A 19,969-nucleotide genomic window follows, 5' to 3' on the forward strand; every position below is an offset into this window, starting at 1 on the left:
GGACGGTCCTTCCCGTTCGGGCGGAGGCGGACGGTTCGGGCGGGTGCTCTCTCCCACTCCGCCCGGCGACGGGTACCCCGGCGGCGCCGGTCGCGCCACCCGTTGACGGGCCGCCGGGTCAGGGGCGGCTGAGGAGGATGCCGGCCGCGCCGCCCTCACCGGCGGAGACGGCGCCCTGCGGTTCGTTCGCGGAGAACGGCGGCCTGTCCTGCCGGCACGTCGTTCCCTCCGGCGGCAGGGTGCCGTCGACGAGGTAGCGGCTCTCGTGCGCCTGCACGCAACTGCTGGGGTTGACCAGTGCCGTGTGCCCGTATCCCTCGTGGGTGAGCAGGCGGGCGTCGGCCAGTTCCCTGGCCATGGCCCGCGCGCCCGAGAAGGGGGTCGCGGGGTCGTTCGTGGTGCCGACGACCAGGACGGGATGGGCCGTCCGTCTGTCCCACGGGCCGCGATAGCTGTCCTGCGCGACGCCCGGCCAGGTGGCACAGGCCACCGTGGCCCACGTCCAGTAGCGTCCGGCGTCACCCGCCCTGGCGGCACTGGCCTCCTCCATGGCCGGATAGGCCCCCGGATCGCGAGGGTTGGGGCTGTCGCCGCACATGACCGCGACGGCCTGCTCCTCGCCCAGGTACGGACTCGGGTCCGGGACGGCGAGCTCGGGCGGCAACGCGGGCTGCCGCGGGACACGGCCCTGCCACAGGTCCTGCAGCCGGCCGGCGAGTTCCGACCAGCCCGGCAGGACGGAGTAGAGGCCGCTCACCGCGTCGCCGACCGTGCGGCCGTAGCCGTACGCGCCGACGGGATCCGTCTTCAGCCGCGACAGCAGCGCGTCGAACTTCTCCCGTGTCTCCTGCGGGCTGCCGGCGGAGAAGGGGCAGCGGGCGCTCGTGGCGGCCCCGCACAGGCGGAGAAACTCGTCGAGGACCGCCGCGGCACCGCGGTCCGATCCCAGACGCAGCATGGTGGCGAGCCGCGCTGCGGCCTCGGAGGCGTCGTTCGTCCAGGCACGGGGGTCCCAGTTGCTGTCCAGGACCATGGCGCGGACCGTGTCGGGGAAGAGGTTGGCGTAGGTGGCGCCCAGATAGGTGCCGTAGGAGATGCCGAGGTAGGTGAGCCGCGCATCGCCCACCGCCTTGCGGAGCAGTTCGAGGTCGCGGGCGGTGTCGGTGGTCGACACATGGCGCAGCAGCTCCGGGTCACGTTGCCGGCAGCGTTCGCCGAGTTCCCGGTACGCGGTGATCCAGGCGGCGCGTTCCTTCTCGCCCACCGGGACACCGGTCGTCTTGGTCGTCGTCCACTTCTCGGCCTCCGCGGTGCTCGGGAAGCAGTTGACCGCGGTGCTGCTGCCGATGCCCCTCGGGTCCCAGCTGACGATGTCGAACCGCTCCCGCACCTCGCGCGGGAAGAACGCGTAGTTCTGGGGCATCTGCACGGTGCCGGGACCGCCGGGGCCTCCCGGGTTGAAGAACAGGGTGCCGATACGCCGCCCCGGGCCCGTCGCCTTCCGCTTGACGACCGCCAGGTCGATGGAGCGTCCCGTCGGGTCGCCGTGGTCCAGCGGCACCTGCGCGGTCGCGCAGTCGTACGGGCTGCCCTTGACGCAGGGGCTCCAGTCCAGCTTGGGGGCGGACGCCGAGGGTGCCCGGGTGCCGTCGGCGGTGGCGAGGCCCGGAACGGCCGGCGCCGTCGCGCAGATGACCACCGCGGCGACCGCGGCACAGGCCCGGCGGCGGCCCGTGGGTGCGGATATGTGCATGCGTTGTCCATTCACGGGTGGGCGCCCGACGCCGCCCATGCGCTGGGCGCCGGCACGCGTGCACGTCAACACCACCGTGGTGCGGCGAGGCGCGCGAGCCGGCCGCCGCCGAATGGCGGAGCCCCCGCCCCGTCCCGTGTCACGCGGCGGGGACCCGTGCCCCCGACCGGGCCGTGCGGGCGACCCGCGCGCGGCGGACCGGCGTCGCGGGGGCCGGCGCGCGCGGCACCTTCACCGTCTGGCGCCGAAGTTCTGCGTCCACCACGGTCCGCCGGAGCCCTCGTGGATGCCGACGCCGATGTCCTTGAAGGAGCAGTTGAGGATGTTGGCGCGGTGGCCGGGGCTGTTCATCCAGGAGTCCATGACGGCCTGGGGGGTCTGCTGGCCCCGGGCTATGTTCTCCCCGTACGTGGACCAGTCGTAGCCCGCGGCGGTGGTGCGCTGCCCGGGGTCGGCGCCGTCGGGGTTGGTGTGGTCGAAGAAGTCACGGGCGGCCATGTCCTGCGAGTGTCCCTGGGCCGCCTGGTTCAGCTGCCCGTCCTCCGAGAGCGGACCGCAACCGGCCGCCGACCTCTCCTCGTTGACGAGCGCGACCACCTGCGCGACGGCGCCCGTCGGGGCCGGCTGGGTCTGCGGCGGGGCGCTGGGCGCGCTGCGGGTCGGCGTGGCGGGCGGCCGGGGCGCGGGCACCGTCTTCCTGGTGGGCGACGGGGTGCTGGAGGGGGTCGCCTTCTTCGACGGCGAGGCGGACGGCGACGCGGACCTGGAGGCCGACGGCGAGGCGGTCGGGGTGCCGGGGGTCGAGAGGTCGACCGCGGGGAGCGCGGTGGTCCGGGCGGCGGAGGCCTCCTCGGTGGCGGTGTCGGGGTCCGGGTCGAAGTACCAGAGGCCGCCGCCCGTGACGCAGGCCGCGACGACGGCGACTCCCGCGGCCCGGCGCCGGACGCGCCGGCGCCGACGGGCCTCGCTGCGGGACGCCGCCCGGCCCTGCGGCGCCCGGCGCCCGGCCGCGGGGCCCGATCCGTCCCGGCCCGCGGACGGGCCCGGCCGGGACGCCGAGCCCACCATGGCCATGCCACCGGAGGCGCCGAGCACCCGGTCCAGCAGCGCGGGCGTCGCGGCGACAAGCGCCAGGCCGGCCAGCAGCCCCTCGGCGGGCATCAGCCCGCTCCACAGCCCCGAGCAGCGTGCGCAGCCGCGGGCGTGCCGGGCCGTACGCTTGCGCCACAGCGCCGAGGGGCGGCCGTCCCAGGAGGCCAGCAGCCCGCTCAGTTCCTCGCATCGCGGACGCGCGTCGAGCGCCCGCACGACCACCCGGGCCGCCTCCAGCTGCGCCTTCATCCGCTGCACCCGGACAGCCGTGTGCTCGGGCGAGAGTTCCAGTGCCTCGGCGACCTCGGACCGCGTCAGCTCACCGGCGCACTCCAGCCACCACAGCGACAGCAGTCCCCGGTCGTCTGGCTCCAGCCAGCGGGTCGCGCGGGCGGTCTCCTGGCGTTGCCCCGACAACTGGAGCCGGACCATGGTCAGGTCGACGAAGTCGGCGCCGGGGTCGGCGAGGTCCTGCGCCTCCTCTACGGTGGCGGGCGCCGACCGGCGGTCGTGCCAGTACGCGCGGACCTGATTCATCGCGATGGCCACGAGCCAGGAGCGGAAGTTCTCGGGAGCGCGCAGGGAGTCCAGCGAGTCGAGGGCACGGAGCATCGTGTCCTGCACGACGTCGTCGACGTCGACGGAACCGTTCAGCGCCCGGCCGACGACGTTGTAGACCAGCGGCAGGAACGCGCTGACCAGAGCGTCCTGGGCCTGGGGGTCGCCATCGGCGGCGGCGGTCACCAGTGCCGCCGTCTCCCTCGTGCGCTCTGTACTCATCAAAGTCTTCCTGTCCTCGACGCCGAACGGTCCTGTCCGATACATGGGAGATCGATCCCGGGCCCCGGGATAACAGTTCTTCGGACGCGTGTTCCCGAGAGCCTTCACGGGATCGTCTCCGCGGCGCAATGGGAGCCGTCACAGTCGCGGCCCGCGCGGCTTTTTCCTGCCGGCGCGGATGGGATCAAGTCCCGACTTGTCGCGCCATGCGCCCCCCGTGCCCGGACGACTGGCCGCCGACCGAGCCCGGCAAGGACGACGCGAGCAGCCCGTCGGTCCCCGCCGCGCCGGCTCCACAGGCGCCGCCGGCTCCGCCTTTTCCGAAGGACGACGTGGTCGTCGAGTGAGCGAACACCGCACACCGAATGCCTCGCCCGAGCCAAGTCGCGGGCGAGGCATTCGAGGAGTGCGGGGTCGGCTCAACCCTGGTTGCCCGATTCGGGGTTGGGGTTGGGGGCGGGCTGCTGCTCCTGCTCCGGCTGCTGTTCCTGGTCCTGGTCCTGGTCCTGCTCGGGCTGCTGCTCTTCTTGGGGCGGCTGCTGCTCTTCCTGAGGCGGCTGTTCCTCTTGGGGCTGTTGCTCTTCCTGGGGCTTTTGCTCCTCTTCCGGAGGCTTCTGTTCCTCCTCCGGAGGCTTCTGCTCCTCCTCCTGCGGCTTCTGCTCGTGCTGCTGATCCTGCGGGGGCTTATGTTCTTCCTTGGGTTTCTGCTCCTCCTGCGGCTTCTCCTCTTCCTGAGGCTTGTGCTCAGGCTTCTCCTCCTTGGGCTTCTCTTCCTTGGGCTTCTCCTCCTTGGGCTTCTCCTCCTTGGGCTTCTCCTCCTTGGGCTTCTCCTCCTTGGGCTTCTCCTCCTTGGGGTTCTCCTCCTTGGGCTTCTCCGGTTTCGGCTCCGGCTTCTCCTGCTCCGGCTTCTGCTGATCCGGTTTCTCTTCAGGCTTGTTGGGCTCGTCGGGCTTCGTTCCGGGATCGTCGGGCCTGTGTTCGGGCGAGTCGTAATCGGGCTTGGGCTCGGACTCCTCCTCCGGCTTCGGCTCGAACTCCCCGCCACCCGGCTCGTCCTGCGGCGACTGCTGGTCCGGCGACTCCTTGGCCGGAGGCTCCGGCGGCAGGGGCCAATGCCGGGCAGGCGCAGTGGTCCTCCGGTCGGTGTCGCCGTCGTCACCCGAGTCGCGGCGGATCCAACTCCGTTCCTGCGTATCGAGGATGACGAATTCCTTGACCTCCGCGGCCGAGCGGTTGACGACCACGACGTTCTGCGGCCGGTACCCGGCCCACGGGGTCCCCTTCTGCTGCGGCGCGGTCTTGTGCGGCACCGCGCGCGTCAGCGGATTGCCGCAGGCACAACGCACCTTCGGCTCGCCGCGGTTGTCGACGAGGACGGCCGTCCCGGCCTGCAGCACCGCCTGGAAGCGGGTTGCCTCGCCGTCCCGGTAGCCGTGATTGGTGACACGGGTGTCGGACCGCAGCACCACCGGCGTCAGCGCGCGCAGATAGCCGGCGACGCCGGGCTCCCTGAGGGCCAGAACCGACGCGAACGCCTTGTTCTTGCCGCGGTCGGAATGCAGATGACGGATCTGCTTCTCGACGTCGCAACTGGCGGTGTTGAGCGTCCCGCCGTAGAGCCCCGGTTCCGATCCGGCCACGCTGCGAAGGGAGTTGTCCTTGGCCGGGGCCGTGCCGGGCGCGGCGGACGGCAGTGAGGAAGTCGACTTCGCGGTCGACGGGGTGTAGGGGTCCGGACCGGTCGAACTCGTGGGCTGGAGGATGACCTCGCCGGCCTGCGCCGGTTCCGTGCCGGGGCGGATGAGGACGACGGCGACGCCCACGGCCGCCGCCACGACGGTGACCGCCATGATCCGTGGCACGGACCGCCGCCAGGGTCTCGCCCCTCCCCCACCGGATCGCCGCTCGGGCCGGTCCCCGTCCTCACCGGAGCCGCCCGGACCACTCGCTCCGCCGGGACCGCGTGGCGGACCACTCGGACCGGACGGCGGGCCACCCGGCCCTCGGCCGCCGGGCGGAGGCGGTGGCGGCGGTGGCGGATGTCCCGCCGACTGGCTGGAGGGACGGCCGGTGAGGGGCCCGGAGGGCGGGCCCGTGGGGCGTTCTGGCTGCGATCCGGTGCTCACGGCTTCACCTCCCGCCGGGCGTGGGAGTCGCGCAGGGAAGGGTCCCGTCGACGATCCGGTCGATGATCCGGGACGCTTCTTGTGAAAGTGTGCTGTGATCTCATTGTGCGCTCCGGCGCCACCAGGCCCAAGCTCAACAGCCCGGCTCGCCCGCCGGAAATCCTCCGGCACCGCCCACCAGGGCTCCCCCGGCACCGCCCGTCAGTTGTCCCCCGGCCAGTCCACGATCCGCGTCCGCTCGGGCGTCCCACCGGAGGGCCGCGACGGCGCCGGGGTCTCGTCCGCGGACGGGGCGGAGGAGACCGCCCAGGTGTCGGTCTGCCCACCGTCGCAGTACATCCACCGCTCCTCTTCGACGTCGTAGAGCCACGCCGCCTCCCCGGCGATGACCACTCCCGCCCGCAGCCCCTCGGTCCGCTCCCGGAAGGTCTCGCCGTCGGCCCTCCCTGCCGCAAGCTCGTCCGTGGCCTGTCCGTAGCGTTCGAGCGCGTCCATGACCCGGGCGAGCAGCCGACGCAGGTCCGCCGAGCGGGTCGGTGGCGCCGCGGACACCGGCGGGGCCTGGGGCACCGGTACCAGCAGCCGGCCGTCGACCCAGGCCGACCAGCCGTTGAAGCAGACGATGCGCCCCCAGTCGCCGCGTCGTTCGACGAGTTGGACGGGCAGCAGCGCGTCGAGCGGCACGGTCGGCCGCGAGACGTCGGGAGCCTCCCAGGCGGCCAGCCCCTCGCTGGGGATGACGTGGGTCGGAAGGAAGTCGGCGTCGGGCGTGGCCACGTCTTCCACCATGTCTGAATTTTAACTTTCGGCCCGTTTCCTCGCCTACCGGTCGTCCCGCCCCGCACGACCCACCGTCCCCCGCGCCGTCGCCCTCCCCCTCGCCCTCGCCCTCACGGCGGCACTGCGTTGGTGCTCGCGGCCCCGCTAAATCATGCTTGTCAGTGGAGTCCTCTGCCGTGAGGCGTCCCCGTGAGGGACCACGGAAGAGGAGCTGACGAGGGCGAGATGAGCGGCGATGGAACGATTTCCCGTCCCTCCCGGTGAGCGGCCGCAGGACCCGGACCGCTCCCGTGAGCCGGCCGGAACGGCGACGGCCACCATCAACGCGCAGGGCATCGTGATCGGCTGGAGCGACAGCGCTCGCCGGCTGCTCGGCTACGCGACCTCGGAGGTGATCGGGCAGCCCGCCACCCGCCTGCTCGCCGAGTCCGTCACCGGTGCGCCCACGACACGGCGTACCCCGTCGGGCCAGGAGCGCTGGAACGGCACCGTGGCGCTGCGGCACCGCGACGGGCACCGGCTGGACGTCGGACTGCTCGCCCACCGCTGGACCCCCACCGACGAGGATGCCGAGTGGCTCGTGGTGACGCCCGTGCCGGGCGGCCCCGGCGCGCCCTGGAGCGAACCGGTGGAGCAATGGGCGTTCACCCAGTCCGCCTGTCTCACGGCCATCTTCGGCACGGATCTGCGCCTGCTGCGGGCGAACGCCGGCATGGAGCGCGCGCTCCGTCTCCCGGAGGCCGCGATGCGCGGGCTGCGGCTCCCGGACATCGCGCCGGATCCCGCGAGTGACGAGACCGAGCGCGGGATGCGTCATGTCCTGGAGACGGGTGAGCCCCAGCACGTGGGCGCCTTCGCCCGCCGTGCGGGAAAGGACGGCGACGACGGCTGGGGGGCCTCGCTGACCCCGCTGCGGGATCCCGACGGCCGGGTGCGAGCCGTGTGCCTGGCGGCGCACGACCTGACCGGAGCGGAGCGCGCCCGGCAGCAGCCTTCGCCGCCCGCCGACCGGGACCTTCTCGTCGGGACCAGCCTGAACAGCGCCCGCACCGCGCAGGAGTTGTCCGAGGCCGCGGTCCCCCGGCTCGCCGACTTCGTGGCCGTCGACCTGCTCGATCCGCCCCCGAGCGGCGACGAGCCGTACTCCGTCCCCGTGGCGGAGCCGGTCACCCTGTGCCGTACCGCCGTGCGGTCGGTCCTCGAAGGCGGCCCGGAGTCGCCCGTCGGGATCGGCGGGACGATTGTCTGTCCGCCGTTGTCGCCGCCCGTCGAGTGCCTGGCCGCGGGCCGCGGGGCCGTGCATGCCGCGAACGCCCCTGCCGTCGCTGACTGGGTGGCCGAGGATCCCGGGGCCGCCTGGATCCGTGAGCACGGCGTCCACTCGCTCATGACGGTGCCGCTGCGTGCCGGGGGAACGACCGTCGGTCTGGCCGTCCTCGGCCGGCACCGGCGTCCGGAGCCCTTCGGCCCCGAGGACCTGCGCCTCACCGAACGGCTCGCTACGAGGGCCGCCGTGAGCATCCAGAACGCGCGCCGCCACAGCCGGGAACGCACCAACACCATGACGCTGCAGCGCAGTCTGCTGCCGCAGTCCCTCCCGGCCCAGTCGGCACTGGAGATCGCCTCCCGCTACCTGCCGGCCAGCACCGAGTCGGGCGTCGGCGGCGACTGGTTCGACGTGATCCCGCTCTCCGGCGCGCGCGTGGCCCTGGTCGTCGGCGACGTCGTCGGCCACGGCATGCGCGCCGCCGCCACCATGGGCCGGCTGCGCACGGCGGTGCGCACCCTGGCCGACGTCGATCTCCCGCCCGACGAGCTGCTCACCCATCTCGACGACCTGATCATCCATCTCTCCGCCGACGAGGCCGGCGCGGAGGGCACCGGGGACGCCGCCGGGGGCATCGGCACCACCTGCCTGTACGTGGTCTACGACCCCGTCTCCCGCCACTGCACCATCGCCCGGGCCGGCCATCCCCCGCCCGCCGCGGTCTCCCCGGACGGTGCCGTGTACCTGCTCGACGTCCCGGCGGGCCCGCCGTTGGGGCTGGGCGGCCTGCCCTTCGAGAGCGTGGAGACCGAGCTGGCCGAGGGGAGCGTCCTCGCCCTGTACACCGACGGCCTGCTGCAGATCCGCGACCACGACGTCGACGACGCCCTGGACCGGATGTTCGCGGCCCTCGCCCGTCCCGCCGCCACCCTGGAGACGGTCTGCGACCGGCTGCTGACGGGGCTGCTGACGCACCGGCCCGAGGACGACGTCGCCCTGCTCGTCGCCCGTACCCGGGTCCTCCACGGTGACCGGGTGGCCGTGTGGGAACTGCCGCCCGACCCGTCCCTCGTCGCCGAGGCCCGTCGGCGCACCACCGACCAGTTGGCGGCCTGGGGGCTGGAGGAGGCGAGCTTCGTCACCGAGCTCATGGTCAGCGAGCTGGTCACCAACGCCATACGCTACGGCCGGCCGCCCATCCAGCTGCGACTGATCCATGAGAACACCACGCTGATCTGCGAGGTCTCCGACTCGAGCAGCACCGCCCCGCATCTGCGGCGGGCCCGGACCTTCGACGAGGGAGGGCGTGGGCTGCTGCTGGTCGCCCAGCTCGCCGACCGCTGGGGCACCCGGCACGCGCCCGTGGGCAAGACCATCTGGGCCGAGCAGTCCCTCGCCGGTTCGTGAGGCGTGCCTCCGCGCCGAATTCCTGTCCCTGTGACGCGCCTGTGACAGTCCACGGACGCCGTCATGAAGTGGCGGGGTCAGGCTTTTCGGTACGAGGACAAAAACGACATACCGGCATATGTCACCCGCTTCCGAGGTCGCGAGCAGGGATGGCCGAGCCGACCCATCGGAGTGAATCCCATGAGCCTCACCATCGCCACGCCGCTCGTCGAAGCCCCCGCCCCCGCGCTGGCCCCGCGCGAGCAGGAGACGTTGCGGCACATCGCCGCCGGACGCACCTATCTGCAGACGGCTCGCCACATGGGACTCTCCAAGCACACGGTCGACGCCTATCTGCGCCGCATCCGGGCCAAGCTCGGCATCAACAGCACGGCGGAACTGACCCGTCTCGCCATCTCGCTCGGACTGTGACGACGCGGCGCCACCCGCACCTGGCAATCCGGTACCGCCTCGGCCTACGCCCACCCGGGCGGGCCCCGGAAGACCGGCCGGGCCCACTCCGGCGGCTCCGGGGGCGGCTCCAGGTCGCCCGCCGAGGCGGCCGAATCGGCACCCGTGAGGGACGGCGCGTGAGCGCCGAGGACGGCGCCGCCGCCGGCGGCGTCACGCAACGCGGCGACGAATTCCAGGCAGGAGCCGTAGCGGTCCTCCGGGACCTTCGACAGGGCCCTGGCCAGGACATCGGCGGCAGCGGGCGCGATTCCCGGCCGCCGCTCGGTCAGACGGGGCGGCCGGTCGTACTGGTGGGCCCAGAGCAGCGCCACGTCCTCCTCCCGCTCGAAGGGCGGACCACCGGCGAGGGTCTCGTACACGACGCAGGCGAGGCTGTAGAGGTCGCACCGCCCGTCGACCGGCCGGCCGGAGATCTGCTCCGGCGCCATGTAGTCGAGCGTGCCGACGAACTCGCCCGCGGCGGTGAACCCGCTCAGCGAGAGCGACTTCTTCGTCAGTCCGAAGTCCGTGAGGTAGATGTACTCGGGGTGGTCGCTGTCGGTGCCCGCGGCGACCAGGATGTTGCCGGGCTTGACGTCCCGGTGCACCAGGTCGTGCGCATGGGCCGCGTCGAGGGCGGACGCCACCTGGACCGCGATCCGCAGGGCGGTCGCGACGGGGAGCGCGCCCTCCCGGTCCAGCAGGGCCCGCAGATCCTGGCCGCAGACGTACCGCATCGCGATGTACAGGATCCCGTCCGTCTCACCGGCCTCGAAGATCGGCACGATGTGGGGGTGGTCGATCGCCGCGGCCACCCGGGACTCGTGGGCGAAGCGGCGCCGGAAGGTGTCGTCGCGGGCCCGCTCCGGGGCGATCAGCTTGAGCGCGACCGTGCGGTCCAGCCGCAGGTCCCTGGCCCGGTAGACCACGGCCATGCCGCCGCGGCCGATCACGTCCTCGATCCGGTATCCCGCGATCTGCTGCCCGACCAGGCCGGACGGCCGACCCGTGTACAGGCTCATGTCCCTCGCCGCCGGGTCCGTCGACGCCCGCTCACCGGGCCGGCTCCCTGAGGGATCCGCACCGCCGCGGCAGGCCGCTCGTCCATACCTGCGATTCTATCCGCCGGACCCTTCGGCGGGCCCGGCCGCGAGGTGCGGCCGCCTCGGGTCAATTCGCAACGGGCTATTCTCGTTTGACGATCAACCTTTCCCTTGCGTTTTTGGAGCCCGCCGTGCCCGCCTCCCTCGCCACATTGCTCGAAGACCACCCGATCGTCGCCAGCGTGCCCGACGAGGCCAAGTTGAAGGCGGTACTGGAATCCGACTGCCAGGTGGTCTTTCTTCTGTACGGGTCGATTCTCGACCTGACCGAGACGGTCGCCACACTCAAGGCGGCGGGGAAGATCGTGCTGGTCAATGTGGACCTGCTGGAGGGATTCGGCGGAAAGGACATCGTGGTGCGTTACGTGAAGGAACGCACCGAGGCGGACGGCGTGCTCAGCTCCAAGGCGTTCATGGTGCGGGCGGCCCGGGAACTGGGGCTCTACGCCGTACACCGCTTCTTCCTGATCGACTCGATCTCGTACCGGAACCTGGCGAAACAGGTCGCGATGTCCAAGGCCGACAGTGTGGAGATCCTGCCGGGCTGCATGCCGCGGGTCATCGGATGGGTGGTCGCGGACATCGACGTCCCGCTGATCGCCGGCGGCCTGGTCTGCGACCGTGACGACGTGATCGCCGCCCTGGGCGCGGGCGCGGCGGCCGTCGCGTCGTCGAACGAGGACGTCTGGCGGATGTGACCGCGGACACATCGTCAGCCATTGACCGGAGCGACGCCCGGAACGTAGCTTGGGCGGCGCTCGACACAAAACTTCATATCGGCCGCGGCCATGCGTCGCGGTAGTTACTAGAGACGAGAGAACAGTAACTCCCTTTCCACAGGGTGTTTGCTGTTCTCTTTTTTTTGTCCCCATCTTTCGTTGTGCTCGAAATCACCACAAGGGAGTGGTCATGGCGGAGGGAACCGGCCGGTCGCGGCGGTGGATCGCTTTTCTGATCCTGTCGACGACCGGCGGCATCATCTACCAGGTGGCGTACATCCGGTTCGTCTTCCTGGGGCCCACGGCCAAGGCACTGGAACTGTCGGCCCAGGACTACGGAAACATCGTCTCCGTGTTCGGTGTCGTGGCGATGGTGATGTACTTCTTCGGCGGCTGGTTCGCCGACAAATTCTCGCCGCGACTGCTGATCACCCTCGCCCTCGCGGGCACCGGAGTCGCCGATGTCTACCTGGCGACGGCGCCGGGTTATTCGGGCACCCTCCTCGTCCACATCGCCTTCGCGGTCCTCGGAATGGGCCTTTACTGGCCCGCTCTGGTGAAGGCGATCGGCATGCTGGGCGACGCCTCCGAACAGGGCCGGCTCTTCGGCTTCCTGGAGGGCGTGCGCGGCATCACCTCCACACTCGTCGGCCTGGTGGGCACCGCGATCGTCGCCATGGCCGTCGTCCCCGCCCACGGCGTCCTGTGGCTGATCCGCATCTACGGCATCCTCTGCTTCGCCCTCGCCGCGGCCGTCTGGTTCTGCGTGAAGGAGGACAGGGAGAAGCTGTCCGCCCTCGGTTCCTCCGCCGTCACCCTGCGCCAGCTGCTGCGCGCGGCGAAGAACAAGTACACGTGGCTGATCGGCTCCACGGTCATGCTGATGTACTGCTTCTACACCACGCTCGGCTACTTCTCGCCCCTGCTGGAGCACCAGTACGGACTGGCCGCCGGGGTCATCGGGGTGATCGGCGTCGTGCGCACCTACGTGTTCCAATTCGTCGCCGGGCCGACCGGCGGTGTCCTGGTCGACAAGGTCACCAGGTCCTCGCCGAAGTTCCTGCGCTGGATGTTCGCCGGCTGCGCGGTGATCGCCGCGGCCTTCCTGCTGATGCCGCGCACCAGCGCGCTGATGTGGGTCGCGCTCGCCCTGATGTTCACGCTCTGCCTGTTCGTGTTCGCCGCCCGCGGCGTCTACTGGGCGACGGTCGGCGAGGTGGAGATCCCCGAGAACGAACGCGGCGGTGTGATCGGTCTCGCCTCCGGGCTCGCCTACCTCCCCGACGCCTTCCTCCCGGCGCTGGTCGCCTGGTGGATCGGTGACCCGACCGCCGAGCCGGCCGTTCCCGAGCGCGGCGGCGGCTACACCACCCTCTTCGCCGTCCTGCTCGCCACCGCCGTACTGGGCCTGGTCGTCACGACGGTCACGCAGCGGGTCCGCGCGCGCGAACTGGCGGCCCGCGCCGCCGCCCCCCGGACCCGGCTCGCCACCGGCTGACCTCCCCCCTCCCGACACACCTCCCGGAGACGCACCCATGGACATCACCGAGTTCCACCGCGACTTCTTCTCCCTCGACGGCAAGAACGCCGTCGTCACCGGCGGCAACACCGGCCTCGGCCAGGCGTTCTCGCTGGCCCTTGCCAAGGCGGGCGCCAACGTGTTCGTGCCCAGCGTGATGCCGGACGACGGCACGACCGCCCGGCTGATCGAGGCCGAGGGCCGCCGGATGGAGTTCCTCCAGGCCGATCTCACCGAGCCCGGCGTGCCTGCCCGGATCGCCCAGGGCTGTGTCGACGCCTTCGGCTCCCTGGACATCGTCGTGAACTCCGCCGGCATCTCCAAGCTGGCCTCCGTCGAGGAGTTCGGGCGCGCGCAGTGGGACCCGATGATCGACGTCAACCTGACCGCGCCGTTCGAGCTGAGCCACGAGGCGATCAAGTTCATGATCCCGCAGCGCTCCGGCAAGATCATCAACATCGCCTCGATGTTCTCCTTCCTCGGTGGCCGTTGGTCCCCGGCCTACGCCGCCACCAAGCACGGCATCGCCGGTTTCACCAAGGCCTACTGCGACGAGCTCGCGCAGTACAACATCCAGGTCAACGCCATCGCCCCGGGCTACTTCGCCACGAAGATCACCGAGGAGACCCGCGCCGACCCGGAGACCAACCAGCGCGTGCTCGACCACATCCCGGCCGGCCGCTGGGGCGAGGTCGCCGACCTCATGGGAGCGACCGTGTTCCTCGCCTCACGCGCCTCCGACTACGTCAACGGGCACGTCCTGGCCGTCGACGGCGGCTACCTGGTCCGCTGACCGGGCCCCCCTTCACCACCACCCCCCACCGACCTCCCACCTCCCACAAAGAAGCAAGAGGAAGATTCACCATGGCACCGTCCGTCTCCAAGCTGGACCGCGGGAACATCGTCGCCGGGCTCGCCGACCTGGTCGGCCCCGAGCAGGTCGTCACCGACGAGCAGCAACTGCGCGAGGCGAGCGTGGACCGCTTCAAGAAGTTCACCTCCGTCCACGGCATCTACGACGGCCCCTTCCCGAGCGCGATCGTGAAGGCGCGGAGCACCGCCGACGTCGCCGCGGTGCTGCGGTTCGCCAACGAGAACCTGATCAACGTGGTGGCCAGGACCGGTCGCACCGGCACCGAGGGCGGCCTGGAGACGGCCGTCCAGGACACCATCGTCCTCGACGGCTCCGGCATCGACGAGATCATCAAGATCGACGCCGAGAACATGCAGGTGACGGTCGGCTGCGGCGTTCCGCTGCAGAAGCTGGAGGACGTCCTGCGCGCGCAGGGCCTGACCACCGGGCACTCCCCGCAGTCCAAGCCGCTGGCCCAGTACGGCGGTCTGGTCGCCACCCGCTCCATCGGGCAGCTCTCCACCCTGTACGGCGCCATCGAGGACATGGTCGTCGGCCTGGAGGCGGTCTTCCCCGACGGCACCGTCTCGCGGATCAAGAACGTCCCGCGCCGCGCCGCCGGCCCGGACATCCGGCACATCGTCATCGGCAACGAGGGCGCCCTGTGCTACATCACCGAGGTCACCCTCAAGGTTTTCCGGCACCACCCGGAGAACAACGAGTACCACGGCTTCCTCGTCGACGACATGGCGACCGGTGTCGCGATCATCCGCGAGGTGGTCACGGGCGGCTTCCGCCCCTCCGTCGTGCGCGTCTACTCGCCCGAGGACGCCCGCCAGCACTTCTCCCACTTCTACGAGGGCAAGTGCGTGGTCGTCTTCGTCGCGGAGGGACCCAAGGGCCTGGTCGAGGCGACGAGCGAGGAGATCCGGCGGGTCGCCGGTCTGCACCCGCACTCCGCGGTCGACCCCGCGCTGATCTCCACCTGGTTCGCCCAGCTCAACTGGGGCCAGGACAAGATCGACGCGGAGAAGGAGACCATGCTCCGCGACAACGAGCTGGGCTACACCACGGAGGTCTCCGTCGACTGGTCGCGCACGGTGGAGCTGTACGACAACGTCATCGGCCGGATCCGACGCGAGTACCCGGACGCGGGCGACCTGACCATGCTCGGCGCCCACTCCTCGCACTCCTACCAGACCGGCACGAACCTCTACTTCGTCTACGACTACAAGATCAACTGCGAGCCGCGGGAGGAGATCGAGAAGTACCACATCCCGCTCAACGCGATCATCGTCGAGGAGGCCCTGAAGGTGGGCGGCTCCATGGTGCACCACCACGGTGTCGGCAAGTACCGCACCCCGTGGACCAAGGAGGAGCACGGCTCCGCCTACCACATGCTCGCCAAGCTCAAGGCCGCCTTCGACCCGAACGGCATCATGAACAAGGGCACGATCTTCCCCGTCGAGGGCTGACTCCCGCCCCGGTGCCGGACCGCCCGCGCGGCGGTCCGGCGCCCGCCCGCACCTCCTCCTGAACCCCTCTCACTTCCCGCCTGGACGACGGCGCCCGGGCCCCGCACCCCCGGAGTGGGCATGACCCGGTACTTCATCGGCATCGACAACGGCTCGCAGTCCTCGAAGGTCGGCATCTTCGACGAACACGGCCACGTCGTCAGCGAGGGCCGCTGCGCCCTGCGCCCCTACGACACCCCGCGCCCGGGCGTCGTGGAACATCCCGGCGACGACCTGTGGAGCTCGATCGGCACGGCCGCCCGGGCGGCGATGGCCGCCTTCCCCGGCGACCCCGCCGACATCGCCGGCGTCGGCCTGTGCACCATCCGGTTCTGCCGCGCCGTCCTGAGGGCCGACGGCACCCTCGCCCAGCCCGTCATGAGCTGGATGGACGCCCGTGTCTCCCGCCCCTACGAGCGCGAGACGCCCGACGCCGCCTACGTCACCACCTCCTCCGGCTACCTCACCCATCGCATGACGGGCCGGTTCCGCGACACCGCCGCCAACTACGCCGGGATGTGGCCGCTCGACTCCGACACCTTCGACTGGACGGACGACGACGAGGTGATCGCCGGGCTCGGTCTCGACCGCTCGATGCTCTTCACCCTCGTCCAGCCCGGCGACGTGCTCGGCACCGTCACCGAGGCCGCCGCCGCGCACACCGGCATCCCGGCCGGCCTGCCCGTCGTCGCCACCGCCAACGACAAGGCCGTCGAGGCCCTCGGCTCCGGCCTGCGCTCCACCGACACCCTCCTCGTCTCCCTCGGCACCTACGTCGCCGGCATGACCGTCGGCAGCCGCAACGTCAAGGACGGCGCCGACTTCTGGACCAACTACGCCGCCACCCCGCGGGCCTACCTCTACGAGAGCAACGGCGTGCGCCGCGGTATGTGGACGGTCAGCTGGTACCGCGACCTGCTCGGCGAGGAGGCCGCCGGTCCGGCGCGCGAGGCGGGCATCAGCGCGGAGGAGTACATCAACCGGCAGGCCGCCCTCGTCCCGCCCGGCTCCGACGGCCTGATCACCGTCCTGGACTGGCTGGCCCCGACCGAGGCCCCGTTCCGCAAGGGGTCCATCCTCGGGTTCGACGGCCGCCAGGGCCGCTTCCACATCTACCGCTCCATCCTCGAAGCGCTCGCGCTGACGATCGGCGACACCGCAGGCCGGATGGAGGCAGAACTCGGCACGGAATTCCAGGAACTCGTCGTCTCCGGCGGCGGCTCCGCCTCCGACGTCCTGATGCAGATCTTCGCCGACGTCTTCGGCGTCCCCGCCCGCCGCTCCGCCGTCGTCGGCGCCGCCGGCCTCGGCGCGGCCGTCACCGCGGCCGTCGCCACCGGCGCCTACCCGGACTTCGACACCGCCACCGCCGCCATGGTCCGCCCCGGCGAGCTCTTCACGCCCGACCCCGCCGCCCACGCCCTCTACACCAGGCTCCAGAAGATCCACGCCGAGGCCCGCAGCCACACGGACGGCATCTATCGGCAGTCCTACGAGCTGTTCGGCTGAGATCACCGAAAAGCACCTTGTGAGGCTTTTCACCAGGAAATTCCTGGACGGTCGCGCATCGCGGATTTAGCTTCGCTGGAAAGAGCAGCTTTGCGTTCGAAAAAGCCGAGATCGGCCGGGAAGGTGGAAAAGTGAGCGAAGACGCCGTGTGGGTCAGGGGTGTGACCGGCATCCAGCTGCACCACGTCACCGACCTCCAGGACGCACGACGATTCCTGGGCAACGCCGTGATGGCGCTGAAGGCCGCCCATGTGCGGACCGGCGACACCAGGTTCTCCGGCCTCGCCGACCAGCTCAAGACGATGGTCGCCGAGACGCGGGACCTGGAGGGGCGGGCCCGGGACGGCATGGAGCGGCTGCACTCCACGGATCCGGAGCGGTTCGTGCGCTGCCGGGAGGGCGAGGAGCCCTGGCCGGACGAGCTTCAGGCGGGCTTCGTCCCGCGTCACACCTGCCGGGACGAGTGCCTCTACCACGACCGCGACGTGCTGGACGCGATCATGCAGTGCACCTGCGGCCGGCCCCCGTGCCGCGCGTGCGCCATCGCGGGCGCGCCCTGACGGACGGCGAGGACGGCGTGCGTGCCGGGGCGTTCCGTCCCGCCTTGACACGCCGTCGTCACGGGCGTTGCCTTGAAGGAGAGATGACTTCTCCGGCGGAGACGATTCATGGCGACGTACGAGTATTCCTGCAATCGCTGCGGTTCGTTCGACGTGAAGCGACCCATCGGCACGGCATCGGCCGAGGAGATCTGCCCGCGGTGCTCGGGTACGTCCCGCCGTGTGTTCTCCGCTCCCGCAACTGCCCTCACGCCGCCCGCTGTCACGGCGCTGCACGAGCGAGAGGAAAAGTCTCGGGAAAACCCCGTGGTGGTATCGCGGGGGCCTGCCAAGGAGGCAGCTCCGAGGCCCGTTCATCCGGCCCACGCCCGGCTTCCCCGGCCCTGACGGGGAAGCCGGGCGTGGGCCGGTCGGCCCTTTCCGCAAGGGTGTGACCCGGCTTCGGCACCACTGCCTCCCCAAGGATCGGGAGGTGCGTTCCCTTGGCCAATGTCGGACTTCTCTTCGTGGGCGCGGTGCTGTTCCTTAACGGCCTGATGCTGCTGGGAAAAGTGGACAGCCGGGCAGCCGCGGTCTTCAATCTGTTCGTGGGCGGACTTCAGGTTCTGACACCCACGTACCTCATCATCGCCGCGAACCAGGACCCCCGGCCGATCCTGCTGGCCTCCGGCATCTTCCTCTTCGGCTTCACCTACCTCTACGTGGGGATCGGGCTGCTGATGGGGCTCGACAGCACAGGTGTGGGGTACTACTCGCTGTTCGTGGCGATCGTGGCTCTGGGCTATTCCTTCGTCAGCTTCCGCCAGTTCGACGACCAGCCCTTCGGAGTCATCTGGCTCTACTGGGCGTTCCTCTGGTTCCTTTTCTTCCTGCTCCTCGGACTGAAGCGGGAGACGCTGACGCCCTACGTCGGCTGGGTGACCGCGATCGAAGGCTGGGTGACCGGCGTCATTCCGGCATTCCTGCTGCTGTCCGGTTACTGGGTCAAGGAGAACTACCACGACATCGCGATCGCGCTGGGCGCGTTCGGCGTGCTGACCTTCGGCGGGCTGTGGTTCGCACTGCGCCACAGGCGGCCCGCGCGCCCCACGGAGGAGTACGGCACCCCCGGCCATCCCGCCGGGAGCCACGGCTAGGCGCGGCGGGACGTCTCGCCGCTCACCTCACGGAAAAAGATGGGGAATTCACATGCCGGAAGTAATCTTCAGCGTCGACCAGTCCCGTTCGATGCGTGACCAGGAAGTTCCGGGACACAACAGATGGCATCCCGACGTTCCCAATGCGGCGATGGTCCGCCCGGGAGACGAGTTCCGCGTCGAATGCCGTGAATGGACGGACGCGCAGATCGGCAACAACGACTCCGCCAACGACGTCCGCGACGTCGACCTCAAGGCGTGCCACATGCTCAGCGGTCCGATAGGCGTGGAGGGCGCGGAGCCGGGAGACCTGCTCGTCGTGGACATCCTGGACCTCGGACCGGTCCCCCAGCAGGTCGGGAACGCGCCCGGTGAGGGCTGGGGATACACCGGCGTCTTCGCCAAGGCGAACGGCGGAGGGTTCCTGACGGACTACTTCCCCGACGCCTACAAGGCGATATGGGACTTCCACGGGCAGGTGGCGACGTCCAGGCACCTGCCCGGTGTCCACTTCACCGGCATCACCCACCCCGGCCTCTTCGGCACCGCGCCGTCCGCGGAACTGCTGGAACGGTGGAACAGGCGTGAGCAGGCGTTGATCGACACCGACCCCGACCGGGTACCGCCGCTGGGACTGGCACCCGACCCCGACGAGTCCCTCGCCGGCCAGGCGAGCGGATCGGACGCCGAGCGGATCGCCCGGGAAGGGGCGCGCACCGTGCCCGCGCGGGAGAACGGCGGCAACCACGACATCAAGAACTTCACTCGTGGATCGCGCGTCTTCTACCCCGTGCACGTCAAGGACGCGAAGCTGTCGGGCGGTGATCTGCACTTCAGCCAGGGAGACGGCGAGATCACCTTCTGCGGTGCCATCGAGATGGGCGGCTACATCGACTTCCACGTCGACCTGATCAAGGGCGGCATGGAGAAGTACGGTGTCACCACCAACCCCGTCTTCATGCCGGGCAACGTCGAGCCGCGTTACTCGGAGTTCCTCTCCTTCATCGGGATCTCCGTGGACCACGACACCGACACCAACTACTACCTGGACGCGACGGTCGCCTACCGCCGCGCCTGCCTCAACGCCGTCGAGTACCTGAAGAGGTTCGGCTACACCGGCGAGCAGGCCTATCTGCTCCTCGGCGCGGCCCCGATCGAGGGACGCATCAGCGGGATCGTCGACATCCCGAACGCCTGCTGCTCCCTGTACCTCCCGACCGGAATCTTCGACTTCGACGTCCGCCCCACCTCGGAGGGACCGAAGTCCGCCGACCGCGGCCAGTGCGCGGTGTCGACCTGAGGCCGGTCGCCTCGCTCCCGGCGAGCACGCATAGGGGCCGGACGCATAGTCCGGCCCCGAACTATGTTGTCCCACCACATGTGCGCTTGACCTGCGTCTTTCTACGGTGTGCCGACACG

Annotated in this window: 16 protein-coding genes; 11 read left to right on the forward strand and 5 right to left on the reverse strand. The window is 70.8% G+C overall.

Annotated features, from left to right (window positions below):
- Positions 1 to 118: 118 nt before the first annotated feature.
- The 4 genes from ACIP2X_RS13145 to ACIP2X_RS13160 all read right to left on the reverse strand — a co-directional run bounded on the left by ACIP2X_RS13145 (position 119) and on the right by ACIP2X_RS13160 (position 6,540).
- Complete coding sequence (locus ACIP2X_RS13145; protein WP_401671388.1) at positions 119 to 1,753, reverse strand: alpha/beta hydrolase; 1,635 nt, start codon at positions 1,751 to 1,753, stop codon at positions 119 to 121.
- Positions 1,754 to 1,984: 231 nt separating this feature from the next.
- Entirely contained in the window at positions 1,985 to 3,625 is a 1,641-nt protein-coding gene (locus ACIP2X_RS13150; RefSeq protein ID WP_401671391.1) for a sigma-70 family RNA polymerase sigma factor, read from the reverse strand.
- 419 nt (positions 3,626 to 4,044) lie between these two features.
- Complete coding sequence (locus ACIP2X_RS13155) at positions 4,045 to 5,475, reverse strand: DUF6777 domain-containing protein (protein WP_401671395.1); 1,431 nt, start codon at positions 5,473 to 5,475, stop codon at positions 4,045 to 4,047.
- A gap of 477 nt (positions 5,476 to 5,952) precedes the next feature.
- On the reverse strand, positions 5,953 to 6,540 hold the full coding sequence (locus ACIP2X_RS13160; RefSeq protein WP_401671397.1) for a hypothetical protein: 588 nt from the start codon (positions 6,538 to 6,540) through the stop codon (positions 5,953 to 5,955).
- Between the two features lie 226 nt (positions 6,541 to 6,766).
- Between ACIP2X_RS13160 and ACIP2X_RS13165 the strand changes: the two genes are divergently transcribed.
- Together ACIP2X_RS13165 and ACIP2X_RS13170 are read left to right on the forward strand one after the other, a co-directional pair.
- A complete protein-coding gene (locus ACIP2X_RS13165; protein WP_401671399.1) occupies positions 6,767 to 9,205 on the forward strand; it encodes a SpoIIE family protein phosphatase in 2,439 nt (812 codons plus the stop codon).
- Positions 9,206 to 9,385: 180 nt separating this feature from the next.
- Positions 9,386 to 9,616, forward strand: a complete 231-nt coding sequence (locus tag ACIP2X_RS13170; protein WP_401671401.1) for a response regulator transcription factor — start codon at positions 9,386 to 9,388, stop codon at positions 9,614 to 9,616.
- Positions 9,617 to 9,660: 44 nt separating this feature from the next.
- Here ACIP2X_RS13170 and ACIP2X_RS13175 read toward each other — a convergent pair whose 3' ends face one another.
- Complete coding sequence (locus ACIP2X_RS13175) at positions 9,661 to 10,659, reverse strand: serine/threonine-protein kinase (RefSeq protein WP_401671403.1); 999 nt, start codon at positions 10,657 to 10,659, stop codon at positions 9,661 to 9,663.
- 212 nt (positions 10,660 to 10,871) lie between these two features.
- Here ACIP2X_RS13175 and ACIP2X_RS13180 point away from each other — a divergent pair, with 212 nt between their 5' ends.
- From ACIP2X_RS13180 to fmdA, 9 genes are all read left to right on the forward strand, one after another.
- Positions 10,872 to 11,438, forward strand: coding sequence for a glycerol-3-phosphate responsive antiterminator (locus ACIP2X_RS13180; protein ID WP_401671406.1), 567 nt, complete (start codon positions 10,872 to 10,874; stop codon positions 11,436 to 11,438).
- 211 nt (positions 11,439 to 11,649) lie between these two features.
- The gene (locus ACIP2X_RS13185) at positions 11,650 to 12,957 is read left to right on the forward strand and encodes a nitrate/nitrite transporter (protein WP_401671408.1); all 1,308 of its coding nucleotides are present in this window, start codon (positions 11,650 to 11,652) and stop codon (positions 12,955 to 12,957) included.
- Positions 12,958 to 12,994: 37 nt separating this feature from the next.
- Positions 12,995 to 13,771 (forward strand): SDR family NAD(P)-dependent oxidoreductase, encoded by a 777-nt coding sequence (locus tag ACIP2X_RS13190; protein WP_401671410.1) that lies wholly within the window; start codon positions 12,995 to 12,997, stop codon positions 13,769 to 13,771.
- Between the two features lie 71 nt (positions 13,772 to 13,842).
- The gene (locus ACIP2X_RS13195; protein ID WP_401671412.1) at positions 13,843 to 15,306 is read left to right on the forward strand and encodes an FAD-binding oxidoreductase; all 1,464 of its coding nucleotides are present in this window, start codon (positions 13,843 to 13,845) and stop codon (positions 15,304 to 15,306) included.
- A 120-nt stretch (positions 15,307 to 15,426) separates the two neighbouring features.
- Complete coding sequence (locus ACIP2X_RS13200) at positions 15,427 to 16,854, forward strand: FGGY-family carbohydrate kinase (protein ID WP_401671414.1); 1,428 nt, start codon at positions 15,427 to 15,429, stop codon at positions 16,852 to 16,854.
- Positions 16,855 to 16,985: 131 nt separating this feature from the next.
- A complete protein-coding gene (locus ACIP2X_RS13205; RefSeq protein ID WP_401671417.1) occupies positions 16,986 to 17,414 on the forward strand; it encodes a hypothetical protein in 429 nt (142 codons plus the stop codon).
- Positions 17,415 to 17,522: 108 nt separating this feature from the next.
- Complete coding sequence (locus tag ACIP2X_RS13210) at positions 17,523 to 17,801, forward strand: zinc ribbon domain-containing protein (RefSeq protein WP_401671419.1); 279 nt, start codon at positions 17,523 to 17,525, stop codon at positions 17,799 to 17,801.
- A gap of 95 nt (positions 17,802 to 17,896) precedes the next feature.
- Positions 17,897 to 18,550 carry an AmiS/UreI family transporter gene (locus ACIP2X_RS13215; RefSeq protein ID WP_401671421.1) on the forward strand — a complete coding sequence of 218 codons (654 nt, stop codon included), beginning with the start codon at positions 17,897 to 17,899 and terminating at the stop codon, positions 18,548 to 18,550.
- Between the two features lie 52 nt (positions 18,551 to 18,602).
- Positions 18,603 to 19,850: a formamidase gene (gene fmdA / locus ACIP2X_RS13220; RefSeq protein WP_401671424.1), complete on the forward strand. Its 1,248-nt coding sequence runs from the start codon at positions 18,603 to 18,605 to the stop codon at positions 19,848 to 19,850.
- Positions 19,851 to 19,969: the final 119 nt, after the last annotated feature.

Source organism: Streptomyces sp. NPDC089424, assembly GCF_044749345.1.
In the GTDB taxonomy this organism is placed as follows: domain Bacteria; phylum Actinomycetota; class Actinomycetes; order Streptomycetales; family Streptomycetaceae; genus Streptomyces.